This is a genomic window from Citrobacter sp. Ce129 (genome assembly GCF_030334545.1).
GTDB classification, from domain to species: domain Bacteria; phylum Pseudomonadota; class Gammaproteobacteria; order Enterobacterales; family Enterobacteriaceae; genus Citrobacter; species Citrobacter europaeus.
Window position 1 is genome coordinate 15,539 of sequence record NZ_JAOWDS010000062.1, and the last position, 18,634, is coordinate 34,172.

Below are 18,634 nucleotides of genomic sequence, written 5' to 3' on the forward strand. Positions count from 1 at the left end.
CCTTTTATGCTCAATTATCATTAATAATTGCTAATGGATTAAGGCGTATAGCTTCAGATAAGTGGTCCGGAGCCAAATGAGCATAGCGCATAGTTACCTTAATATCCGTATGCCCAAGAATACGCTGTAGTACCAAAATGTTGCCTCCGCGCATCATAAAATGACTTGCAAATGTATGTCGTAATACATGTGACAACTGTCCGTCAGGTAGTTCTATCCCTGCTCGCTTAACAGCTCCGCGAAAAGCAGAATAGCACCCAGTAAAGATTGGTTTTGAAGTTCTTACTTTTGGAAGTATTTCGTAAAGTTCATCACTTATTGGAACGGCGCGATTTTTTTTGCCTTTGGTTTTGATGTAAGTGATCAGTCCCGTGCTGATTTGCTTGCCTGTTAGTGATTCTGCTTCGCCCCATCGAGCGCCGGTTGCAAGGCATATTTTTACGATAGTTACTAAATCTTCCGCTTTGCTTTTTTCGCACTCAGCAAGTAGTTGCTTAATTTCATCAACTGTCAGCCAGGCAAGCTCAGTTTCATCAATTTTAAATTCCCTTACGTTTTCGAGCGGATTGGAGGAGTTCCAGTCATCCAGCCTTTTTAGTTCGTTGAACATGGCTCGGAAATACGCCAGCTCAAGATTGACTGTGCGGGGAGTCACTGCTTTTACCCGATCAGAACGTGTGATTTTTCCGCTCAAACGTTGTTCACGGTAGGTTGCAAAAAGCTTGGCGTTAAATTCAGTTGCAAGAGGGTTGCCCATGGCAATGCAGGCAAATTCCATTGCACTCTTACGCTTGAGACCATCAGAGAGTGTGACTCCATGTGCATTGAACCAAGTTTCAACAAGGTCAGTCACTCGTCTCTTGTCTGCTTTTTCTCCTAACCAGGGCTTGTCCTGCGCTTGATCCTTAATGTGGCGCTCAAAAGCTATGGCTTCCCCCTTGGTGGCGAATTGGCGACGGATGCGCCGCCCATCCCTACCGTTAGGGAAGACCTGAGCCTGCCACTTACCATTAGCTAACTTTGAAACAGCCATAATCAGTTTTTAGAGCAAATTCGTTTTGATTTACTGATAGTGCCGTCATTGCATACAAACTTGCCATCAGATGTACAGTGTGAGACGCCACCTTTTTTCCCTGAGCATGGATAATTGCGTGCATATGAGGGCTGTGTTGCCAAAAACACTAAACCTAACGTTACGATTGCCATTAATTTTTTCATGCTAGTAGCCTCAACTCATTTCCATATAAAGTCGTATTCGATCATTCTATAAATGCTGTTTTACTGATCACTCTACCGTTAACTTCAATATCCGATGGGGTGCATTCAAAGGATGCTGGGCCATTCTCTACACGTAAGCGCCCGCCTGGAAGGCGATAAACTTGCCTGATGCTCAGAAAACCATCTAATTTAATCAACCAGATTCCATCATTGATTTCTCCCTTGAACTCATCCACAAGATAGAAAGCCTTTTCAAACTTCACCAAGAAAGGAGCTGTTGAATCTGCGGGGATAAGGCAGGCGTCATAACGGACCTGTTCAGATGATGAGTAAATCCCGTTTGAGATTTCTTTTAATTGCAAAAGCAATCCACTGTCATTGATTGTTTTTGTGGCGGGACTGCCTTGCCCTGTAGTAAGCCAAAGCATAGATGCGCCAGTATCTAGGTGACATGCAATAAGCCAGTCGTGCGGAAAAGTATCGCGCATCCAACGGTTTGCCATTGTACTTTGAGATACTCCTAGATGATCGCACAAAGCCTGTCTTGTACTGAATCCATAAGCCTGAAGGATGCGAGTAATTGCTTCTTTACCTCCACTTTGAGATGTGAAGTTGTAAGGCGAGATCGCTTTAGGGGTTTCTTTTGTGTTTGACATATTTAAAATGCGATCCTATCATCGGTTTTGTGGTGTTCGGAATGATTGCGAATAGTTCCGAATAGTGAAGTTTTAAAACACAAACTGAGGAATAGTGCATCATGAATCGTAATTTTTCAATGCGCCCCAGCATCAACCTTGTGGTATCTGAGCCATTCATCACACTGGATGAGTTCTGCCGACGCACTGGTTACAAGCCTAGCTATGCCCGCCAGATGATCCGCGAAAACCGCCTACCCATCAGGAAAAAAGCCGGAGTTAACAGCCTTATCGAAATCAACATGTTCGCGTTGACGATGGAAGCGGCCCAAGGCTGCGAAGTCACAATGCAAGCCTGATAGTTCCATTTTGGGATAGAAAAGGATTTACATCATGTTTGATTATCGTGTTTCCAAACATCCACACTTTGATGAAGCCTGCCGTGCTTTCGCATTGCGTCACAATATGGTGAAGCTGGCAGAGCGCGCAGGAATGAAGGTCCAGACCCTGCGCAACAAGCTTAACCCTGAGCAGCCCCATCAGCTCACACCGCTGGAAATTTGGCTGCTGACGGATATCACTGAGGACTCCACGCTGGTTGATGGTTTCCTGGCTCAGATTCATTGCCTGCCGTGCGTACCTACGAACGAAGTGGCAAAAGAAAAACTCCCGCATTACGTCATGAGCGCGACAGCTGAAATCGGTCGTGTGGCTGCAGGTGCTGTGTCCGGCGAAGTAGGGACTACAGCTGGCCGCCGTGATGTGATTAGCAGCATCAACTCTGTCACCCGCCTTATGGCGCTGGCTGCGATCTCCATGCAGGCGCGCCTGCAGGCTAACCCAGCCATGGCTAGCACAATTGATACGGTTACAGGTATCAGTGCGACTTTCGGGTTTATGTGAGGTGGTCATGCTGAAAAACGAACCCTCTTTTGCCTCGCTCCTGGTAAAGCAAAGCCCGGCAATGCACTACGGCCACGGCTGGATTGCAGGAGATAACGGCAAGCGCTGGCATCCGTGCCGCGATCAGTCCAAATTATTAAACGGGCTGAAAACAAAAACGGCAAAGCCGTCAGCTTTTTTAATTATTCGCATTGCTCGTTTAATTATTAAAGGAGTGAAACATGTCTCGTAATGAGCTGAGAATTATTCTAGGCGTGATCATCCCGAATATGGCGGAAGGTTTTGAAATTAAAACCCGTGATGGTGCTGTTTTGCGTGTCGACCCTGAATGGGAATGCTGCAAAGAATTTAAAGAAGGTTTGCAGGCTGAAATTATTAACCAAATTAAAAGTAAGCCTGTCCCTGTTTCTGGTTATATCTAAGTAATTAACCCGTTTTTTATGGCGTAAACCCGCCGGGCATTTTTTTGCCCGAGTTCTGAGGAAATGAATATGAAAAATACTAAAACCCACTCAACGAAAACAGGCCCAGACGATGCTGGTCTGTTCGCTTTGTTAAATGAAACGCGCCTGGATGAGCGCCGTTGCCGTGCTGATGCAATGGCGGCTCGTCTGGATAGTCTGGCCGTGCGTATCGTTTCACGTCAGTTGAGCCATATCGAGGCGGCTGAACTGCTTCGCGTTGAAGCGGTACGAATCCAGAACGAAGCGCAGGAGTTGTATTAATGGCTGATTCAATGGACCTCGCCCAGCAGCGCGAACAGGAAGATCGTGAGCGCCATATTAACAATGCCCGCGCCAGAGTGCCGGGCGTTTCCCGTGTTCTCTGTGTGGAGTGTGATGCTCCCATCCCGCAAGCTCGCCGCCGCGCTATTCCGGGCGTGCATTGCTGTGTGACCTGTCAGGAAATCGCAGAACTTAAAGGCAAGCACTACAACGGAGGTGTTGTATGAGCACTATCCTGAAATGGGCGGGAAACAAAACCGCCATTATGTCCGAACTGAAAAAACACCTTCCCGCTGGCCCGCGATTGGTTGAACCTTTCGCGGGTTCCTGCGCTGTGATGATGGCAACAGACTATCCTCATTATCTTGTCGCGGATATTAACCCTGATTTAATAAATCTATATCGGGACATAGCAACAGACGCATCTGCTTTTATTGAGCGTGCCAAACATCTGTTTAAAATCTTCAATAGTGAAGATGGTTATTATGATAGCCGTGATTCATTCAATTACGATAAAGAACCTGAATGGCGCGCACCGCTTTTTTTATTCTTAAATCGTCACTGTTACCGTGGGCTATGCCGTTATAACAAAAAGGGTGGGTTTAACGTCCCCTATGGTAATTATAAAAATCCTTATTTCCCGGAAAGCGAAATCCTCGCTTTTGCAGAGAAAGCCATTCGTGCAACGTTCATTTGTGCCAGCTATAACGAAACGTTGGATTTATTGGTGCCCGGCGATGTTGTTTATTGCGATCCGCCTTATGACGAAACATTTAATGACTATCACACGGAGGGGTTCACCGAATGTGACCAGTATCGTCTGGCCTCAATTCTTGAGCGTCGGTCATCAGAAGGTTATCAGGTGGTGGTTTCGAACAGCAGCACGTTGCTGACTCGTTCTCTTTATCGTGATTTTAAGCACCACAAAATCACAGCTCCGCGCAACATGAGAGTTAAGGGAGGTGCAGGAAAGTCTGCGGCAGAAATTATCGCTGTATCGAAACCGTCCAGAAATGACTGATACAGTTTTCCCCTACGCATGGAATGCCCCGCGTCCTGCAATCGGCGGTTTTAAGCAAGCCGATGCGGCGCCAGGGATCATGTATCTGACGCCGGATGGCAATCGCAAGCGTTTGTCGATTGCCGAACTGGCAGAAGCGGATGAAGCACCAGATCGGGGCCGGGCGGTTCGTCGTCGCCTGGCTTCGCTGCCTCATTTTGTCCGCCGTATGTATGCTCAAAAGCTTGAACAGGTAGATCGTAAAGGCAAACAAGCGGCTGATGCCTGGCTTATCAATACCTTTGAGCGATTCGTTCTGAGTCGTATAGATCAGGTCAATGAGCAGTATCTGCCGCAGGGGGGGATGCCTGCGGCTTTGTTGCCTTTGCGTGAACAATTCTGGCGCCTGCTTTGGGCTGGAAAAAAAGAGCTGAAACGGCTGGCGCATAATCTTGCTGACCTGTTGGGTAGCGAGTTTAACCGCGAGTTTGATTTCCAGATGGCCCGCACGTCCGATCCTCATTTCGCCACCCTGTCAGGTTATGGCCGCATGGGGTTTCTTGCCAATCATCTCAAAACACCGGTTCCGTGCTGGACGGCCTACTGCAAAGAAGAGCTGGAGGCAGAAGACGCACTGAAAGCAGTGGCCCGCCTGCAGTCACCGCAGTGGTGGCTTAATCGTCTGCGCCGTATGCATGCTCGCTGGCGTGAGCATCTGATGGTTGCGGCCGGGTATGTACACAAAAAATCCGCACCGTACTGCAGTGATCCATGCTTGCAGGAATGGACGGCGCAAAAGAAAGCCAACCGCGAATTTCTGAAAGCGATGGAGCTGGAAGATGAGGACACCGGCGAACGTGTATCGCTGATTGATAAAGTGGCCGGCAGCGTTGCTAACCCAGCTAACCGTCGTCGTGAGCTAATGGCGCGCATGCGTGGTTTCGAAGATTTAGCGAATGAGGCCGGGCTGGCCGGGGCGTTCTTCACGCTTACCGCTCCATCCAAATATCACTCAATGCAGTACGACGGGCGCCGGAACAACAAATACAGCGGCGCGTCACCGCGTGAAACGCAGAAATATCTTTGCAAAGTATGGGCGCGCACGCGTGCGGCCTGGCTGCGCAATGGTATTCGCGTGTTTGGCTTTCGCGTTGTTGAGCCTCACCACGACGAAACCCCGCACTGGCACCTCCTGCTTTTCATGCGCCCGGAGCATATCGAACCGGCAACAGCAATCTTTCGTAAGCACGCCATGCGTGAGGATGGGAATGAGCCTGGCGCCGCTGAAAACCGCTTCGAAATGAAACCCATCGAGAAAGAGAAGGGCAGCGCAACGGGCTATATCGCCAAATACATTTCAAAAAATATTGATGGCTATCAGCTTGATGACGATCTGGATGATGAAACCGGCAAGCCTTTGAAAGAGATGGCGCGCCGCGTAAGTGCCTGGGCGTCTCGCTGGGCGATCCGTCAGTTCCAGCAGATAGGCGGCGCACCGGTAACAGTGTGGCGTGAATTACGCCGCCTCGGTGATCGTGAGCTGGTCCTGCACCCCGAAATTGAACCAGTGCGTCAGGCCGCCGACAGCAGCGCGTGGGATTTGTACGTGAGTGCTCAGGGTGGCCCGCTGGTTCCCCGCGATCTCCTGCGCGTGCGCCTCAGCTATGAAGTCACCGAAAACGGCAACCTCTACGGGGATGACGTCTCCAAAATTTCCGGCGTTTACTCTCCGAGCCGTGGGCCGGAATCGCTGATTCATACGCGCACTACCAAATACAAAATTGTGCCGAAACGTCAGGCCGACGGCGTTTCCGGTTTTGACCTTGATTTTTCAGGCGGCCCCGCCGCCCCTCGGAGTTCTGTCAATAACTGTACGCGGGAGCCGCGGGAGGTTGAAAAACGCGCCGATCCTGACGGCACGGTCATTAATGACTGTGCCAGCTGGGCGGATATTGGCTCTTTATCCCGGAAAGAAAAACGGGTGATAGCGCAGCGGCTGAGCGACGCGGCAAGGGTAACTAACAAGCGCGTCAAAGTGAGGCCAAAAGCCAGCCCTATGACGGAGCAGGAAAAGCAAATTAGTGAGCTGCTGTCTCTGCGTGGTGTGGATGCCAGTGCCGGAATGGTCCGTTCGTTGATTTCTGGCGCGGTGGTTGCCTTTGGCGATCAGGTGTTAACGGTTGAAGAAGGGCGCCTTACTGTCCGAAACCGTACTGCGGCAGGTGTTCAACGTCTGCCGTCCCAGATTGTGGAGATTAAACAGCAGGCGGATGACCTTTTGAACCGAATGAAGCGTGCATTTTCAGCGCGTGAATAGCCCGTGATCAACATGGTCAGGTCTGACGGTGTGGTACCGCGTTCCGGCATTCACCGTCAGAAATGACAGTGCTGGCCATTCATCGAGTAACGTCATTTTCGACTGTGCTGCAGGTGAATTAAAACGAAATCAGGAGTTGAGGAAAACAGAAATGACCTATCTGGGAAGCAAGGCCGCAAGCGGTGTTTTTCAAAAGATTATTGCGGAAATGCCGCCGCATGATACCTACATTGAGACGCACTTGGGCGGTGGCGCTGTCATGTTGCGTAAGCCACCGGCCCGCCGCAATTGGGGCATTGATATTGATCCCCTGACGGTTGAGGCGTTCTGCCAGGGCAATGCTGATTTCCTTGATACCGTGGGCGATAGCCTTTTTATCGATGTTGCCGATGCGGTGCAGTTTTTAAGGGGCTTCGATTTTTCCTCTGCCGGTCGTGTGCTGGTTTACGCAGACCCTCCCTATCTGCATGAAACGCGCACCAGTGCCGCGCGTTATCGCAATGAATATACCGTTGCCGATCATGAGCGGCTGCTGGCCTGCCTTAAAAGCCTGCCAAAAAATGTCAGTGTAATTTTGTCCGGCTATCCGTCAACGCTTTATGACGAACTGTTAACGGGCTGGCGCCAGAAAGAATTTCAGGCAATGACGCGCGGCGGTGTGCGCACAGAGAAAATCTGGATGAATTACCCGGAGGGGAAAGCCTACTCGCACACTTTCGCGGGTAAGGATTACAACGACAGGGAGCGCATCAAACGTAAGGCGAAGCGCTGGCGCGAAAAGTTCGCAGCTCTGCCCCATGCTGAGCGACTGGCAATAATGACGGCGCTGAGTGAAGTTAATGATTAACCTCAGCAAACAGACTCATCTGATTGATTGATAAAAAATATTTTACAACCCCTAAATCCTTCTATACTGTATATATAAACAGTGGATATACACACAGTTGTCAGTGTCTCTTCCTGGGGATGCTGGCTGGTTTATCCCGTAGTGAGGATAGGAGGGAAAATGCAGGACTATCTTTTGGAGTCGTTGAAACTCCAGCGTATTGATTTCTTTATCAAGCTTGTAGCGGCTAGTGAGTGTAGCGAAGAAGAGAAACGCCTTGCGATCCAGTGGGTGTCGGAACTGACGGACGAGCTTATGGCGAAAATTCGTAACCATGATTATGGCCAGGCAATGGACGTTATCAATTAAAGGGGGCTTTATGCGCATTGAAATAATGATCGATAAAGAGCAGAAGATAAGCCAGGCAACACAGGAAGCCCTTGAATCCGAGCTTTACCGAAATTTGCGCCCTCTTTATCCAAACACGGCAATCCGCATACGTAAGGGAAGCGCTAACGGCCTGGAGCTGAGCGGCTTAAAACTGGACGAAGATAAAAAGCGGGTATTGGAGATTTTGCAGCAGGTCTGGGAGAGTGACAGTTGGCTGCATTGATAAATTTTTTAGACCAGTTCGCTTAGAGCAGCCCGCTTGCTTTTCGTATCAATTTTGGTCTAAAGACTCGAGATTCTATGCAAAGAGCTGTATACTGACTGCAGTTGAGATGTGGAGCGTATGATGACTGTTAAGGTGATAGACCTTTTTTGTGGGGCGGGCGGGTTGACTCATGGCCTGCAACTTGCCGGGCTTGATGTAGTTGCTGGTATTGACCTTGAGGGGGAATGTCGATTTCCCTATGAAAAAAACAATAACTCAGTCTTTATTGAGCAAGACATAGCGAAGGTCACAAAAGAGCAGCTTCTTGAACTTTATGGTGATTCATCCGTTAAAGTTCTCGCTGGGTGTGCTCCCTGCCAGCCTTTTTCCAAATATACTCAAGGTAAGGACAAAGCAGAAGATAAAAAATGGCCGCTATTATATGAGTTTGAGCGCCTGATTCGCGAGGTTTCTCCTGAAATTGTAACTATGGAGAACGTTCCTGATGTAACGAAACATAAAGTTTATGATGATTTTTATAACTCATTAATAGACTTGGGCTACCAAGTGTGGGCTTCAAAGGTTGACTGTGTAGAATATGGCATTCCACAGAATCGTGCTCGACATGTGCTGTTGGCATCTAAACTTGGAAAAATTGAGTTAGTAAAATCTGAAAATATTCCTCGTAAAACTGTCGCAGATGTTATTCGTGATTTACCGCCATTAGAATCCGGTGAGGCTGATCCACATGATTTTTTACATCGTGCAAGCAAGTTAAGCCCTATTAATAAGAAGCGTATCATTCATTCAGTTCCCGGTGGAACTTGGAAAGATTGGCCTGAGGAATTGGTGGCTGCCTGTCATCTTAAATCCAGTGGTAAGGGCTATGGGAGTGTATACGGCCGTATGTCTTGGGATAAACCAAGCCCAACGATTACAACTCTTTGTTATGGTTTTGGTAATGGTCGGTTTGGTCATCCAGAACAAAATCGTGCGATCTCTTTAAGAGAAGCGGCATTATTGCAAACATTTCCAATGAATTATTCATTTGTTGAAGATAACTCAAAATTCAACATGAGAAATATTGGTAAAATGATTGGTAACGCTGTTCCTGTCGAGTTGGGGCGAGTTATTGGTCAAGCTATTAAAAATCATTTGAATTAAAACTAAAGCCTGCGATGCAGGCTTTTTATTAGGATGCTAAGTAACCATCGGAATGAATATAATCTTCAATATTGGTTGCTATAGCGTCAAGATATGCAATTACTTCCAATGAAACATTTTCTAAATCTTGATACGATACGTTTTTGCCTATTTCGGAAAATGAAACGTTACCATGCGCAAGATCGTTACGATGCTGTTTAATTGTGCTTAGTTTTTCTCCATGCTTAGTATGAATGTAATCAGATGATGTTGAAAAACCGTAAATTGTGGCTTTTTCCTTAATTTCATCACGATCTATATTGCCTGAGAATAATTTTTTCTTATTAAAAGTACCATAAGAAATTCCACAGGATATACCTTTCGTAAGACCATTTATGAAATTTTCCACGCCTACAGAATCGCTTTTTAAACGTTTAACTATTTCAGTGCGCAGGTTTTTTTTGAGATTGTCAAATTGAACGTTTTTATCATGCAAGGAATCATGAATAAAACAAATCGCTTCCCTCATAGTGGATTCAATTAAATTATATAAAAGAATGTATACCGCGCCCTTTAAAGTTTTACGAGATTCAGAAGTAATATTGAATTTGTTTTCAGGGTCTTCTATTGAAACCAATTCAGAACCTGCATGCTCAATGAACCTCAAAAGATCTAAATAGGCCAGTATTTCTCCTGACCTAATATCAAAGTCCTCGCGAAAACTTTCCATGTTAAACCTCTAACAATTTATCACGCACATACTCAATTCGCTCTTTTACTTTGACTCGGCTATTCGCACCGTCAGAGGTTGTTAATATTTTGAATTCGTCAGAACTTAACCAGTCAAGATTCTGAGGCACGAGTGTAGAATCTTCTCTTAATGCTAATGCGACACCTACTGCTAAGGACTCATATCTGACCCTAGGGGTGGACTTCGCAGTAACTGTTTTTTTGAAACCTGCGGGGAAGTACTCATTTACGAAGTTTAACATCCTGGTGAATTCTTCTTTCATAGAATCCTGTTTGTGAGAGTCTACCTCTCCATTTTCCCGCATGTAATCATTGAGAAAATCACGGACTGAGTGATCAAAGTTCTCATAGTTCTCTAAATATGCAAAAAAGCGTAGTGCGAATTCTAAACGTTCATCACGTTTTTCTTTTGCTTCAGATAATGGAGCTAAATCTTTAAATAGAGGAATGGCAGAGCAAGGCTTAATAACCTGCGTATAAAGTGAAGTTGAACCAAGTTCTGAGCCTTTTCTGACTTCCATATCCTTAAGAATGTCACTACCTGAGTTAATTCTTTCAAAAAGGTCTCGGCGTGTCTCCTCGTTGCATTTTGAGCTTAATTCAATCACCCTTACAGGTATGCGCATAAAGCGACGCTGTCTAGATAGTGGCAAGTCTTGGAAAGTAAAACCATTTAGAGAATCTAAAGATTTCAAATCTTGTAAGGTTAACTCATTATGAATGAAAGCATGGATGGTTCTGACACGTTGCGAACCATCTACAATCTCGATCCTACCATCCAGTTCAGGGTCTTCTGAAAGAACATCAGCGGTGAAAATGTACGGAATAGGAAATCCGAGAATTAAGGATTCAATTAAACGTGATTGTCTTTTTTCGCTCCAAACGAAGTCCCTTTGGTAGTCAGGAACAAAAAGTTCGTTAGTATCATCTTCCAAACCGCTATGATACTTATTTACCAGTAACTCGACGGTAAACTCCTTCGTCTCGAAATCTACGTCTTTTTGCTCAGTGCGTATTTGTTCTTCTGCATTCTGTTTAGAAACTTCTAACTGAGCGAGTAAATCAGCTCTTCTCTTCGCGTCAGCTTCTTTTTCTAGCAGAGCTTTTAGTTCAACGAGTTCCATTTGCAGTCCTTTAACAAGTGTGGGTATTGGGTTTAGGGTAGCATAATGGATCAAGTGTCAAAACATCATTAGCCGCATGAAATCGCGCAAAATCGCATGATCGTTTGATGCTCTCGTTTGCTTAGGACCGCCAGCTATGGCGTGCTTTTGCTTATGTCCGGCAGGTGCATGAAAACCACTACGCAAAGCGGGCAGGCGTGGCGGGGCTACGAGCGCGCGCAACGGGGTGAAATAGCAAAAATCCGGCGCAGCCTCCGGCCCGCTGGCGGCTTCAATCGGGTAGGGTGAGTGAGCGGCAGCAAAAAAGAAGCGCCCCGCAGAATGCTGCTGGGGCGCTGTGAGAGGTGGTCTTGTTGTCGCGGTGCGGTGCGTCAGTCGTAGCGATTGTCTTCTGTCAGCCCTAGCGTGTACGGCTCAAAGCGGATCACTTCTTCGCCCAGCCAGTCATTAAGCTCCCGCAGTCGCTTCTGCAGCGGCATCAGCTCATTGCGCACAAAGACGCGGCTGGCCTTTTCCACATCACCAAAGCCGCCGGTATTGTTGGGAATGATGCCCATCATCTGCGGCGGTACACGGTGCGCCGCCATCATGTCGTCCCGGCTGACGTTCTTAATGTTCAGAAATTCATCCTTCGCCGCCACCTCTGACAACGGGATGATCTGAATCCCGTCTTTTTTGCCGTTGGGCGAGTACATGAACAGGTTGCGGAAGTTGCCCGGGCCCTTGGCGCTTTTCATGGCCTGGCGGATGTTGTTCACGTCCTCCTGGTTCTGCGCGGCGTCGGTCATGTACATGATAAAGCCCGCATGGCTGCCGTTAATGTAATACTTCCGGCGAAACAGCGTGGCGGACTCGTTGAGCAGGGTTGAAGGTATGGCCGAAAGGTAGCCGGGCAGCCCGTAGATTTCCTGGTTAATATCAGGCTCAAGAAGATGGAAAATGCTTCCCGGCGTGAATTCGTAGGGCTGCGTAGTGAATCCGTACTGCACAAACCAGTAAGTGTCCAGGTCAACGCCGCGGCGTGTGTACTTCGCCAGTGCTGGCTCCAGTGAGAGAATGCCGCCGAGCCGGTTGGTGCGTTTTTCCAGATAGGCGTTACCGAACACCAGATAATCCTGGACGAAACGGGTAAAAGCCTGCTGGCTGAGCAGGCGGTGCGGGATGTAGGTACTGCTGAGAATGTCACGCTTTACGCCCATCGGTGAGCTGTGATGCACGGCGGCGCGGTAGGTGCGCGCCAGCCCGTCAAAACTCACCGGCGGCTCATACCAGCGGTCCATCTGCACGCACTCCATATAATCCAGCAATTCGCGTCGGTCTAACACCGGCACCGGGTCGCCAAAGCTGAACGCCTCCGCTGCAGCGCCGCCTGATTTGGAGTTGTGATCTACCGCTGCGCGGTTGTTCTTGTGTTTACGTTTGCTCATGCCGCCTGCTCCTTGTCAGCCTGGGGCCATTCGCACATAAACAGCATTTTCCAGTCCTCCGCTGATAACTCTTTTTTCATGTCATTCAGCCATTCATCATCAAAGAGCGCGGCTCCGGTTGCGAGCGTTGCCCCGGATGCTGCAGCGTCATCAGCGGTAAAGGTCATGCAGGTAGTGCTGTTGCGGGCAATCAGCTTCTTGTATTCCTGCCATGCTTCTGGGTTGGGGCTTGGGGTGGTGTAGTAGGTAGCGTGATAGCGCGCGTGCATGGACAGGCTTTTGGCGAGCGCAATCATATTTCTTGGGGAGTCAGCCCATGCATACTCTGACACGTAGACGTTTCCGTGGAGCGCAGCGGCGAGACTTTTCGGCCCGATAAAATAAATGAACGCACCGTTTGGTAGTTCCAGATGCGCTTTACCTGATTTTATTTTCCCAAGATGCGTCCAGGCTGCTGCCTCACTTAAAAAAGCTGATATATAGGTTTTGACAGTCAGGGCTGATGCCGGGGTGCAGCCCAGAAAAATCTGGTTGCGTCCGGTATGCAGTGCATCGTTCAGGGCTTCGTAGGCGAAAAAGAAATCCGCGCCAGCCTGACGCATTTTTGTAAGCACGCGGTTTCTGCTGCGTGCGCCACTGTTCCATTCATGCTGGTAAGCAAAGAAAGGGCGATCTACAGGCAGGCTGGCGGTGGTCATGAGGTTAGTTGGGGTTGAGTGCATCAGAAAATCTCCACAATGTTGCTGGTATTGGCGGCTTCGCCCTGCAGTGGTTCGTTAAACAGTGCGTGCATCGTTGCCCAGGCCAAATCTGCGTGGCTGGCTTCTTCGCTGCGGCTGGCTTCGTAGGTAGGGCGGTTGCCGCTGGCGGTGGTGGCCCGGCGGATTGCCATAAAGGACTGCGCGATGTCGGTGTGCCCGGCGTCGAACTCCAGGCGGCGGTGGCTGATAATGTCGTATGCCTTGAGGACCAGGGCGTTTTTGACGTTCGGGTTATAGACGAACTCGCGGACGGCGGGGAAAAAGGCTTTGACGTTCTCATAGACGCCGTGGCCCACGCCGGTCGAGTCGATGCCGATATAGGTCACGTTGTATTGCTGCGTGAGAGCTTTGATAGCGTCGGCCTGTGCGCGGAAGTCCATTCCGCGCCACTGGTGGCGCTCCAGAATACGGAACTTGCCGCCCGAAACTGATGGTGGGGCAATGACGACGCACCCGGCGCTGTCACCGTTCTGCGTACCTTTCGCCGGGTCATAACCGATCCAGACTTCACGCCAGCCAAACGGACGCAGCGCCAGCGCCTGAAAATCAGACCAGACTTCCCAGCTGTCCACCATGCAGGCCTGCAGCTCGCTGAGCGGGAAAACTGACGCCAAATCGTCAATAAATTCACACATCAGCAGGTTCTGGTATTCGTCCGGGCTGTATTCCATGCGCAACTGGTCGAGGTCGAACAGGTTACAGCCACCGCGCACGGCATCCTCAACGGTGACGATCTGGCGGTATTGTCCATCCGGGCAAAGCACGCCGCGCGCCAGATTGGCGTGGGTCAGGTCAATATCTACCTTGTCAGCTTTTGCTCGGCCCCGATTGAACAGGGTGCCCGACCAGAACGGATAGGCGCTGTGGGTCAGGCTGGACGGCGTGGAAAAATAGGTTTGCCGCCATTTTTTGTGAATTGCCATCCCTGATGCCACTTTGCGAAGCTCCTGGAATTTCGGTATCCAGAAATATTCATCAAGGTAAAGGTTGCCATGGTAGCTCTGCGCGGTGCGGGCGTTTGTGCCGAGGAAATACAGTGTGGCGCCGTTGCTGAGCGTCATCGGGTCGCCTTTCAGCTCCACATCAACCTCTTTGGCAAAGTCGATGATGTATTGCTTAAAGACGTGCGCCTGCGCCTTGCTGGCTGAAAGGAAGATTTGGTTGCGCCCGGAGGTGATGGCGTCGATCAGTGCCTCGCGGGCAAAGAAATACGTTGCGCCAATCTGACGGGATTTAAGCAGGTTGCGGATGCGGTGCTTAACGCCTGCCTGCCACCAGTGGCGCTGATATTCGAACATGCCGTCACGGAAGATTTCTTCCAGCTTCTCGATCTGCTCGTCGGTGAACACATTCTTTTCAGGCTGGCGGCGCGGGCCTTTGTTGCGGTTGGCAACTTTTGGATTTAAATCGGCCTCGTTCCCGCCATCGTTGAATTTACCGATCCGGGCGTGACGTTCTGACTGGCGCGCCAGCAGGTCAATTTCCTTAAAGTCTTTACCTTCTTTGTGCTCCTTCATGATGAGCTGGCAATAGCGTGCTGCGGTGGTGAGCTGCATCTGATCCAGTGGGCCATACTCGCCCCACTTATCGCGCTTTTTCCAGCTGTGAACGGTTGCGACTTTCTCGCCCAGCATTTCAGCAATGCGGGCTACGCGGTATCCCTGAAAATACAGCAGCATTGCCTGCCTGCGGGGATCGAGGTCTGCGGGGGTCATGGTTTCCATGGCTCAAACATACGGCCTTGATTGCTGCCTTTCCCTGACTGCGTTTTGTGTGGTTTATCGCACAAGGCGCACGCGTTGTTTCACCCCCTCCATCACAGCAAACATAAGGCTCTAGTAAGTTTTTTCTAACGGAGCACAGCTCATGACAGTGAAAGCAAAGCGTTTCCGTATCGGGGTGGAGGGCGCCACCACTGACGGACGCGAAATCCAGCGTGACTGGCTGATTCAGATGGCTGCCAGCTATAACCCGACGGTGTATACCGCGCTGATCAACCTTGAACACATTAAGTCTTACATGCCGGACAGTACTTTTAACCGTTACGGCAAGGTAGCGGCGCTGGTTGCAGAGGAAATCAGTGATGGCCCGCTGGCGGGCAAGATGGCGCTTTATGCCGATGTGGAGCCAACGGATTCACTGGTGGAACTGGTAAAAAAAGGCCAGAAGCTGTTCACCTCCATGGAGGTCAGCCCGAAATTTGCGGATACCGGTAAAGCCTATCTGGTGGGGCTGGCAGCAACTGACGATCCGGCAAGTCTGGGCACGGAAATGCTGGCTTTCAGCGCCAGCTCTGCGCATAACCCGCTGGCGAACCGCAAGCAGAACCCTGAAAACCTGTTTACCGCCGCTGCAGAAACGGTGATCGAACTGGAAGAAACCCAGGACGAAAAACCGAGCCTTTTTTCCCGCGTTGCTGCGATGTTCAGCAAAAAAGAACAAAGCGACGATGCACGATTCTCTGATGTGTATAAAGCCGTGGAGCTGCTGGCAACTGAGCAGCAGAGCCTGGGCGACAGCACGCAAAAATCCTTATCTGAGCAGGGCACGCGCCTTTCTGAACTGGAAACAGCGCTGCAGGCGCAAACCACGGCATTTGCCGAGCTGCAGCAGAAGCTGAGCCAGGAAGATAGCCGCAAAGATTTTCGCCAGCGCACGCCGGGTGGCTCTGCGCCTGCTGGCTCTCTGACCAATTGCTGATGGAGCATAAAACCCGATGAAACAGAAAACTAAATTTGCATTCAATGCCTACCTGCAGCAGCTGGCCCGCCTGAACGGTGTGGAGGTGGAGGAGCTTTCCAGCAAGTTCACCGTTGAACCGTCCGTACAGCAGACGCTGGAGGATGAGATCCAGCAGTCCGCTGCATTCCTAACGTTGATTAACGTCTCGCCGGTTGATGAGCAGTCCGGGCAACTTCTGGGGCTGGGCGTAGGCAGCACCGTTGCCGGAACCACCGACACCACCAAACAGGACCGCGAGCCTACCGATCCGATGGTGATGGAGGACGTGGAATATAAATGCGAGCAGACCAACTATGACACGGTGCTGACCTACGCGAAGCTGGACCTGTGGGCTAAATTCCAGGACTTCCAGGTGCGCGTGCGTAACGCCATCATCAAGCGTCAGGCGCTGGACCGCATCATGATTGGCTTTAACGGCGTGAACCGCGCCAAAACCTCTGACCGTTCCGCTAACCCTCTGCTGCAGGATGTGAACAAAGGCTGGCTGCAGAAAATCCGCGAAGATGCGCCGGATCACGTTATGGGTAGCACCACCAAAGACGGCGTAACCACTAAAGGCGCGGTGAAAGTGGGAAAAGGCGCATCGGGGCTGGATGTAAAAGGCTACGAAAATCTGGACGCCGTGGTGATGGATGCCGTCAATGAGCTGATCGATGTGGTGTACCAGGACGATGATGAACTGGTGGTGATCTGTGGTCGTGAGCTGCTGTCCGATAAGTATTTCCCTCTCGTCAACAAAGACCAGGAAAACAGTGAAAAGCTGGCTGCCGATCTCATTATCAGCCAGAAACGCATGGGTGGCCTGCAGGCGGTCCGCGCGCCGTTCTTCCCGGCAAATGCCCTGCTGATCACACGTCTGGATAACCTGTCCATTTACTGGCAGGCAGATACCCGCCGCCGTTCTGTCATCGATAACCCTAAACGCGATCGCATTGAAAACTTTGAATCGGTCAATGAGGCGTTTGTGGTGGAGGACTACCGCTGCGCGGCCCTGGTTGAAAACATCGAGTACGGTGATTTCAGTACTCCAGCACCAGATGCCGGGGAGTAATGCATGAGCCTGAGTCCCGCACGGCAGCACCGCCTGCGCGTTCAGGCTGAACAGGCCGCCCGGCAGGGCGGCAGTGTTCGCCACGCGTCAGGTTATGACCTGATGCTGCTGCAGCTGGCGGAGGACCGCCGCCGCCTTAAAGGCATTCAGTCCACGGTAACAAAGGCGCAAATCAAGGTGGAACTGCTGCCGAAATATTCCGCCTGGGCGGAGGGCGTGCTGGCTGCCGGAGGTGCGCAGCAGGATGACGTGCTGATGTACGTGATGCTGTGGCGTATCGACGCCGGTGATTATGCCGGTGCGCTCGAAATCGGGCGCCATGCGCTGCGCTATGGCTGGGTGATGCCTCTGGGCAACCGTAACGTGCAGACCGTGCTGGCAGAAGAAATGGCGGACGCGGCGCAAAGCGCTCTGCTTGCCGCTGCCGGTTTTGATGCCGATCTGCTTCTGCAGACGCTGGACCTGACCACCGATCTGGATATGCCGGACCAGTCGCGGGCGCGCCTGCATAAAGCCATCGGCGCTGTACTGAGCGAAAGCAACCCGGCGTCTGCCCTGAATCACCTTAACCATGCGCTGCAGCTTGATCCCCGCTGCGGTGTGAAAAAAGAAAAGCAGCAGCTGGAGCGCAGACTGCGCAATGACAGCCGCTAACGAACGTGCCCCGCGCACGGGCGGCACGGGATGGCGAAAGGCACTGCCACATCAAAATTCCGTCCACCGCCCACTTATTCAGGAGAAAGCCGCATGAAGTTTGTTGCGCCAGAACAGGCACCGGAACAGGCGGAGGTCATCAAAAATACGCCGTTCTGGCCTGATGTGGATCTGTCGGAATTTCGCAGTGTGATGCGCACTGACGGCACGGTGACGCAGCCGCGTTTAAAGCAGGTCGTGCTGACGGCAATTTCTGAGGTTAACGCTGAGCTGTTCGACTTCCGCAACCGTCAGCAGATGCTGGGCTGGCGGACACTTGCTGAGGTTCCCGCAGAAATGCTGGACGGCAAAAGCGAGCGTATCCGGCACTACCACAACGCCGTTTTTTGCTGGGCGCGCGCCGTGCTCAATGAGCGTTATCAGGACTATGACGCCACGGCGTCAGGCGTGAAGCGAGGGGAGGAGCTGTCGGAGGCCAGCGGCGATCTGTGGCGTGATGCCCGATGGGCTATCAGCCGGGTGCAGGATGCACCGCACTGTACGGTGGAGCTTATCTGATGAAAGTGCGTGCGCATCAGTATGACACGGTGGACGCGCTTTGCTGGCGTCATTACGGGCGCACGCAGGGTGTCACTGAGCAGGTTCTGCAGGCAAATCCGGGGCTGGCTGAGTACGGCCCATTATTACCGCACGGGCTGCAGGTGGAGCTGCCGGACATTACGGCGTCAACCACGGCGCAGACCGTCCAGCTATGGGACTGAAT

Annotated in this window: 25 protein-coding genes; 17 read left to right on the top strand and 8 right to left on the bottom strand. The window is 50.7% G+C overall.

Going from position 1 to position 18,634, the window contains the following annotated elements; all coding sequences use genetic code 11:
- Window positions 1–10 precede the first annotated feature (10 nt).
- Genes OGV77_RS11980 through OGV77_RS11985 form a run of 3 tightly spaced genes read right to left on the bottom strand, consistent with a single transcriptional unit; the run spans window position 11 to window position 1,874 of the window.
- Window positions 11–1,033, bottom strand: a complete 1,023-nt coding sequence (locus tag OGV77_RS11980; RefSeq protein WP_286502674.1) for a phage integrase — start codon at window positions 1,031–1,033, stop codon at window positions 11–13.
- Window positions 1,034–1,035: 2 nt separating this feature from the next.
- Window positions 1,036–1,206, bottom strand: a complete 171-nt coding sequence (locus tag OGV77_RS24850; RefSeq protein WP_458646137.1) for a YdcA family protein — start codon at window positions 1,204–1,206, stop codon at window positions 1,036–1,038.
- Window positions 1,207–1,259: 53 nt separating this feature from the next.
- Entirely contained in the window at window positions 1,260–1,874 is a 615-nt protein-coding gene (locus OGV77_RS11985) for a phage repressor protein CI (protein WP_023298668.1), read from the bottom strand.
- Between the two features lie 101 nt (window positions 1,875–1,975).
- On the opposite strand from OGV77_RS11985, the gene OGV77_RS11990 reads away from it, so the two are divergent.
- The 12 genes from OGV77_RS11990 to OGV77_RS12045 all read left to right on the top strand — a co-directional run bounded on the left by OGV77_RS11990 (window position 1,976) and on the right by OGV77_RS12045 (window position 9,383).
- The gene (locus OGV77_RS11990) at window positions 1,976–2,212 is read left to right on the top strand and encodes a hypothetical protein (RefSeq protein ID WP_023298667.1); all 237 of its coding nucleotides are present in this window, start codon (window positions 1,976–1,978) and stop codon (window positions 2,210–2,212) included.
- Between the two features lie 34 nt (window positions 2,213–2,246).
- Window positions 2,247–2,756 carry a phage regulatory CII family protein gene (locus OGV77_RS11995; RefSeq protein WP_050870793.1) on the top strand — a complete coding sequence of 170 codons (510 nt, stop codon included), beginning with the start codon at window positions 2,247–2,249 and terminating at the stop codon, window positions 2,754–2,756.
- 7 nt (window positions 2,757–2,763) lie between these two features.
- On the top strand, window positions 2,764–2,988 hold the full coding sequence (locus tag OGV77_RS12000; protein ID WP_023298665.1) for a phage filamentation protein Fil family protein: 225 nt from the start codon (window positions 2,764–2,766) through the stop codon (window positions 2,986–2,988).
- Entirely contained in the window at window positions 2,978–3,178 is a 201-nt protein-coding gene (locus OGV77_RS12005) for a hypothetical protein (RefSeq protein ID WP_014884921.1), read from the top strand. The genes OGV77_RS12000 and OGV77_RS12005 overlap by 11 nt, the downstream gene beginning before the upstream one ends.
- 69 nt (window positions 3,179–3,247) lie before the next feature.
- The gene (locus OGV77_RS12010; protein ID WP_023298664.1) at window positions 3,248–3,481 is read left to right on the top strand and encodes a DUF2732 family protein; all 234 of its coding nucleotides are present in this window, start codon (window positions 3,248–3,250) and stop codon (window positions 3,479–3,481) included.
- The gene (locus OGV77_RS12015) at window positions 3,481–3,708 is read left to right on the top strand and encodes a TraR/DksA family transcriptional regulator (RefSeq protein WP_199957028.1); all 228 of its coding nucleotides are present in this window, start codon (window positions 3,481–3,483) and stop codon (window positions 3,706–3,708) included. Before OGV77_RS12010 ends, OGV77_RS12015 begins: the two co-directional genes overlap by 1 nt.
- Entirely contained in the window at window positions 3,705–4,502 is a 798-nt protein-coding gene (locus OGV77_RS12020; protein WP_199957029.1) for a DNA adenine methylase, read from the top strand. The genes OGV77_RS12015 and OGV77_RS12020 overlap by 4 nt, the downstream gene beginning before the upstream one ends.
- Window positions 4,495–6,798 (top strand): replication endonuclease, encoded by a 2,304-nt coding sequence (locus OGV77_RS12025; RefSeq protein WP_286502678.1) that lies wholly within the window; start codon window positions 4,495–4,497, stop codon window positions 6,796–6,798. Before OGV77_RS12020 ends, OGV77_RS12025 begins: the two co-directional genes overlap by 8 nt.
- A 151-nt stretch (window positions 6,799–6,949) precedes the next feature.
- Window positions 6,950–7,645 carry a DNA adenine methylase gene (locus tag OGV77_RS12030; protein ID WP_286502680.1) on the top strand — a complete coding sequence of 232 codons (696 nt, stop codon included), beginning with the start codon at window positions 6,950–6,952 and terminating at the stop codon, window positions 7,643–7,645.
- A 159-nt stretch (window positions 7,646–7,804) separates the two neighbouring features.
- A complete protein-coding gene (locus OGV77_RS12035; RefSeq protein ID WP_014884914.1) occupies window positions 7,805–7,993 on the top strand; it encodes a hypothetical protein in 189 nt (62 codons plus the stop codon).
- 10 nt (window positions 7,994–8,003) lie between these two features.
- A complete protein-coding gene (locus tag OGV77_RS12040) occupies window positions 8,004–8,237 on the top strand; it encodes a DinI-like family protein (protein WP_286502682.1) in 234 nt (77 codons plus the stop codon).
- A gap of 123 nt (window positions 8,238–8,360) precedes the next feature.
- A complete protein-coding gene (locus OGV77_RS12045) occupies window positions 8,361–9,383 on the top strand; it encodes a DNA cytosine methyltransferase (RefSeq protein ID WP_047367107.1) in 1,023 nt (340 codons plus the stop codon).
- Window positions 9,384–9,411: 28 nt separating this feature from the next.
- On the opposite strand, the gene OGV77_RS12050 is transcribed toward OGV77_RS12045, so the two are convergent.
- From OGV77_RS12050 to OGV77_RS12070, 5 genes are all read right to left on the bottom strand, one after another.
- Entirely contained in the window at window positions 9,412–10,092 is a 681-nt protein-coding gene (locus OGV77_RS12050; RefSeq protein ID WP_286502684.1) for an MAE_28990/MAE_18760 family HEPN-like nuclease, read from the bottom strand.
- A 1-nt stretch (window position 10,093) separates the two neighbouring features.
- Window positions 10,094–11,236: a DUF262 domain-containing protein gene (locus OGV77_RS12055; RefSeq protein ID WP_047367109.1), complete on the bottom strand. Its 1,143-nt coding sequence runs from the start codon at window positions 11,234–11,236 to the stop codon at window positions 10,094–10,096.
- A gap of 371 nt (window positions 11,237–11,607) precedes the next feature.
- Entirely contained in the window at window positions 11,608–12,663 is a 1,056-nt protein-coding gene (locus OGV77_RS12060; protein WP_286502685.1) for a phage portal protein, read from the bottom strand.
- Window positions 12,660–13,361 (bottom strand): terminase large subunit domain-containing protein, encoded by a 702-nt coding sequence (locus tag OGV77_RS12065; protein ID WP_286502686.1) that lies wholly within the window; start codon window positions 13,359–13,361, stop codon window positions 12,660–12,662. Before OGV77_RS12065 ends, OGV77_RS12060 begins: the two co-directional genes overlap by 4 nt.
- Window positions 13,362–13,384: 23 nt before the next feature.
- Window positions 13,385–15,148 carry a terminase ATPase subunit family protein gene (locus OGV77_RS12070; RefSeq protein ID WP_286502687.1) on the bottom strand — a complete coding sequence of 588 codons (1,764 nt, stop codon included), beginning with the start codon at window positions 15,146–15,148 and terminating at the stop codon, window positions 13,385–13,387.
- A gap of 142 nt (window positions 15,149–15,290) precedes the next feature.
- On the opposite strand from OGV77_RS12070, the gene OGV77_RS12075 reads away from it, so the two are divergent.
- From OGV77_RS12075 to OGV77_RS12095, 5 genes are all read left to right on the top strand, one after another.
- Window positions 15,291–16,124: a GPO family capsid scaffolding protein gene (locus OGV77_RS12075; protein WP_286502689.1), complete on the top strand. Its 834-nt coding sequence runs from the start codon at window positions 15,291–15,293 to the stop codon at window positions 16,122–16,124.
- Between the two features lie 16 nt (window positions 16,125–16,140).
- The gene (locus OGV77_RS12080; protein ID WP_286502690.1) at window positions 16,141–17,217 is read left to right on the top strand and encodes a phage major capsid protein, P2 family; all 1,077 of its coding nucleotides are present in this window, start codon (window positions 16,141–16,143) and stop codon (window positions 17,215–17,217) included.
- Between the two features lie 3 nt (window positions 17,218–17,220).
- Window positions 17,221–17,871, top strand: coding sequence for a phage terminase small subunit (gpM, locus tag OGV77_RS12085; RefSeq protein ID WP_286502692.1), 651 nt, complete (start codon window positions 17,221–17,223; stop codon window positions 17,869–17,871).
- 93 nt (window positions 17,872–17,964) lie between these two features.
- Window positions 17,965–18,429, top strand: a complete 465-nt coding sequence (locus OGV77_RS12090; protein WP_057068446.1) for a head completion/stabilization protein — start codon at window positions 17,965–17,967, stop codon at window positions 18,427–18,429.
- On the top strand, window positions 18,429–18,632 hold the full coding sequence (locus tag OGV77_RS12095; RefSeq protein WP_023138925.1) for a tail protein X: 204 nt from the start codon (window positions 18,429–18,431) through the stop codon (window positions 18,630–18,632). Before OGV77_RS12090 ends, OGV77_RS12095 begins: the two co-directional genes overlap by 1 nt.
- Window positions 18,633–18,634: the final 2 nt, after the last annotated feature.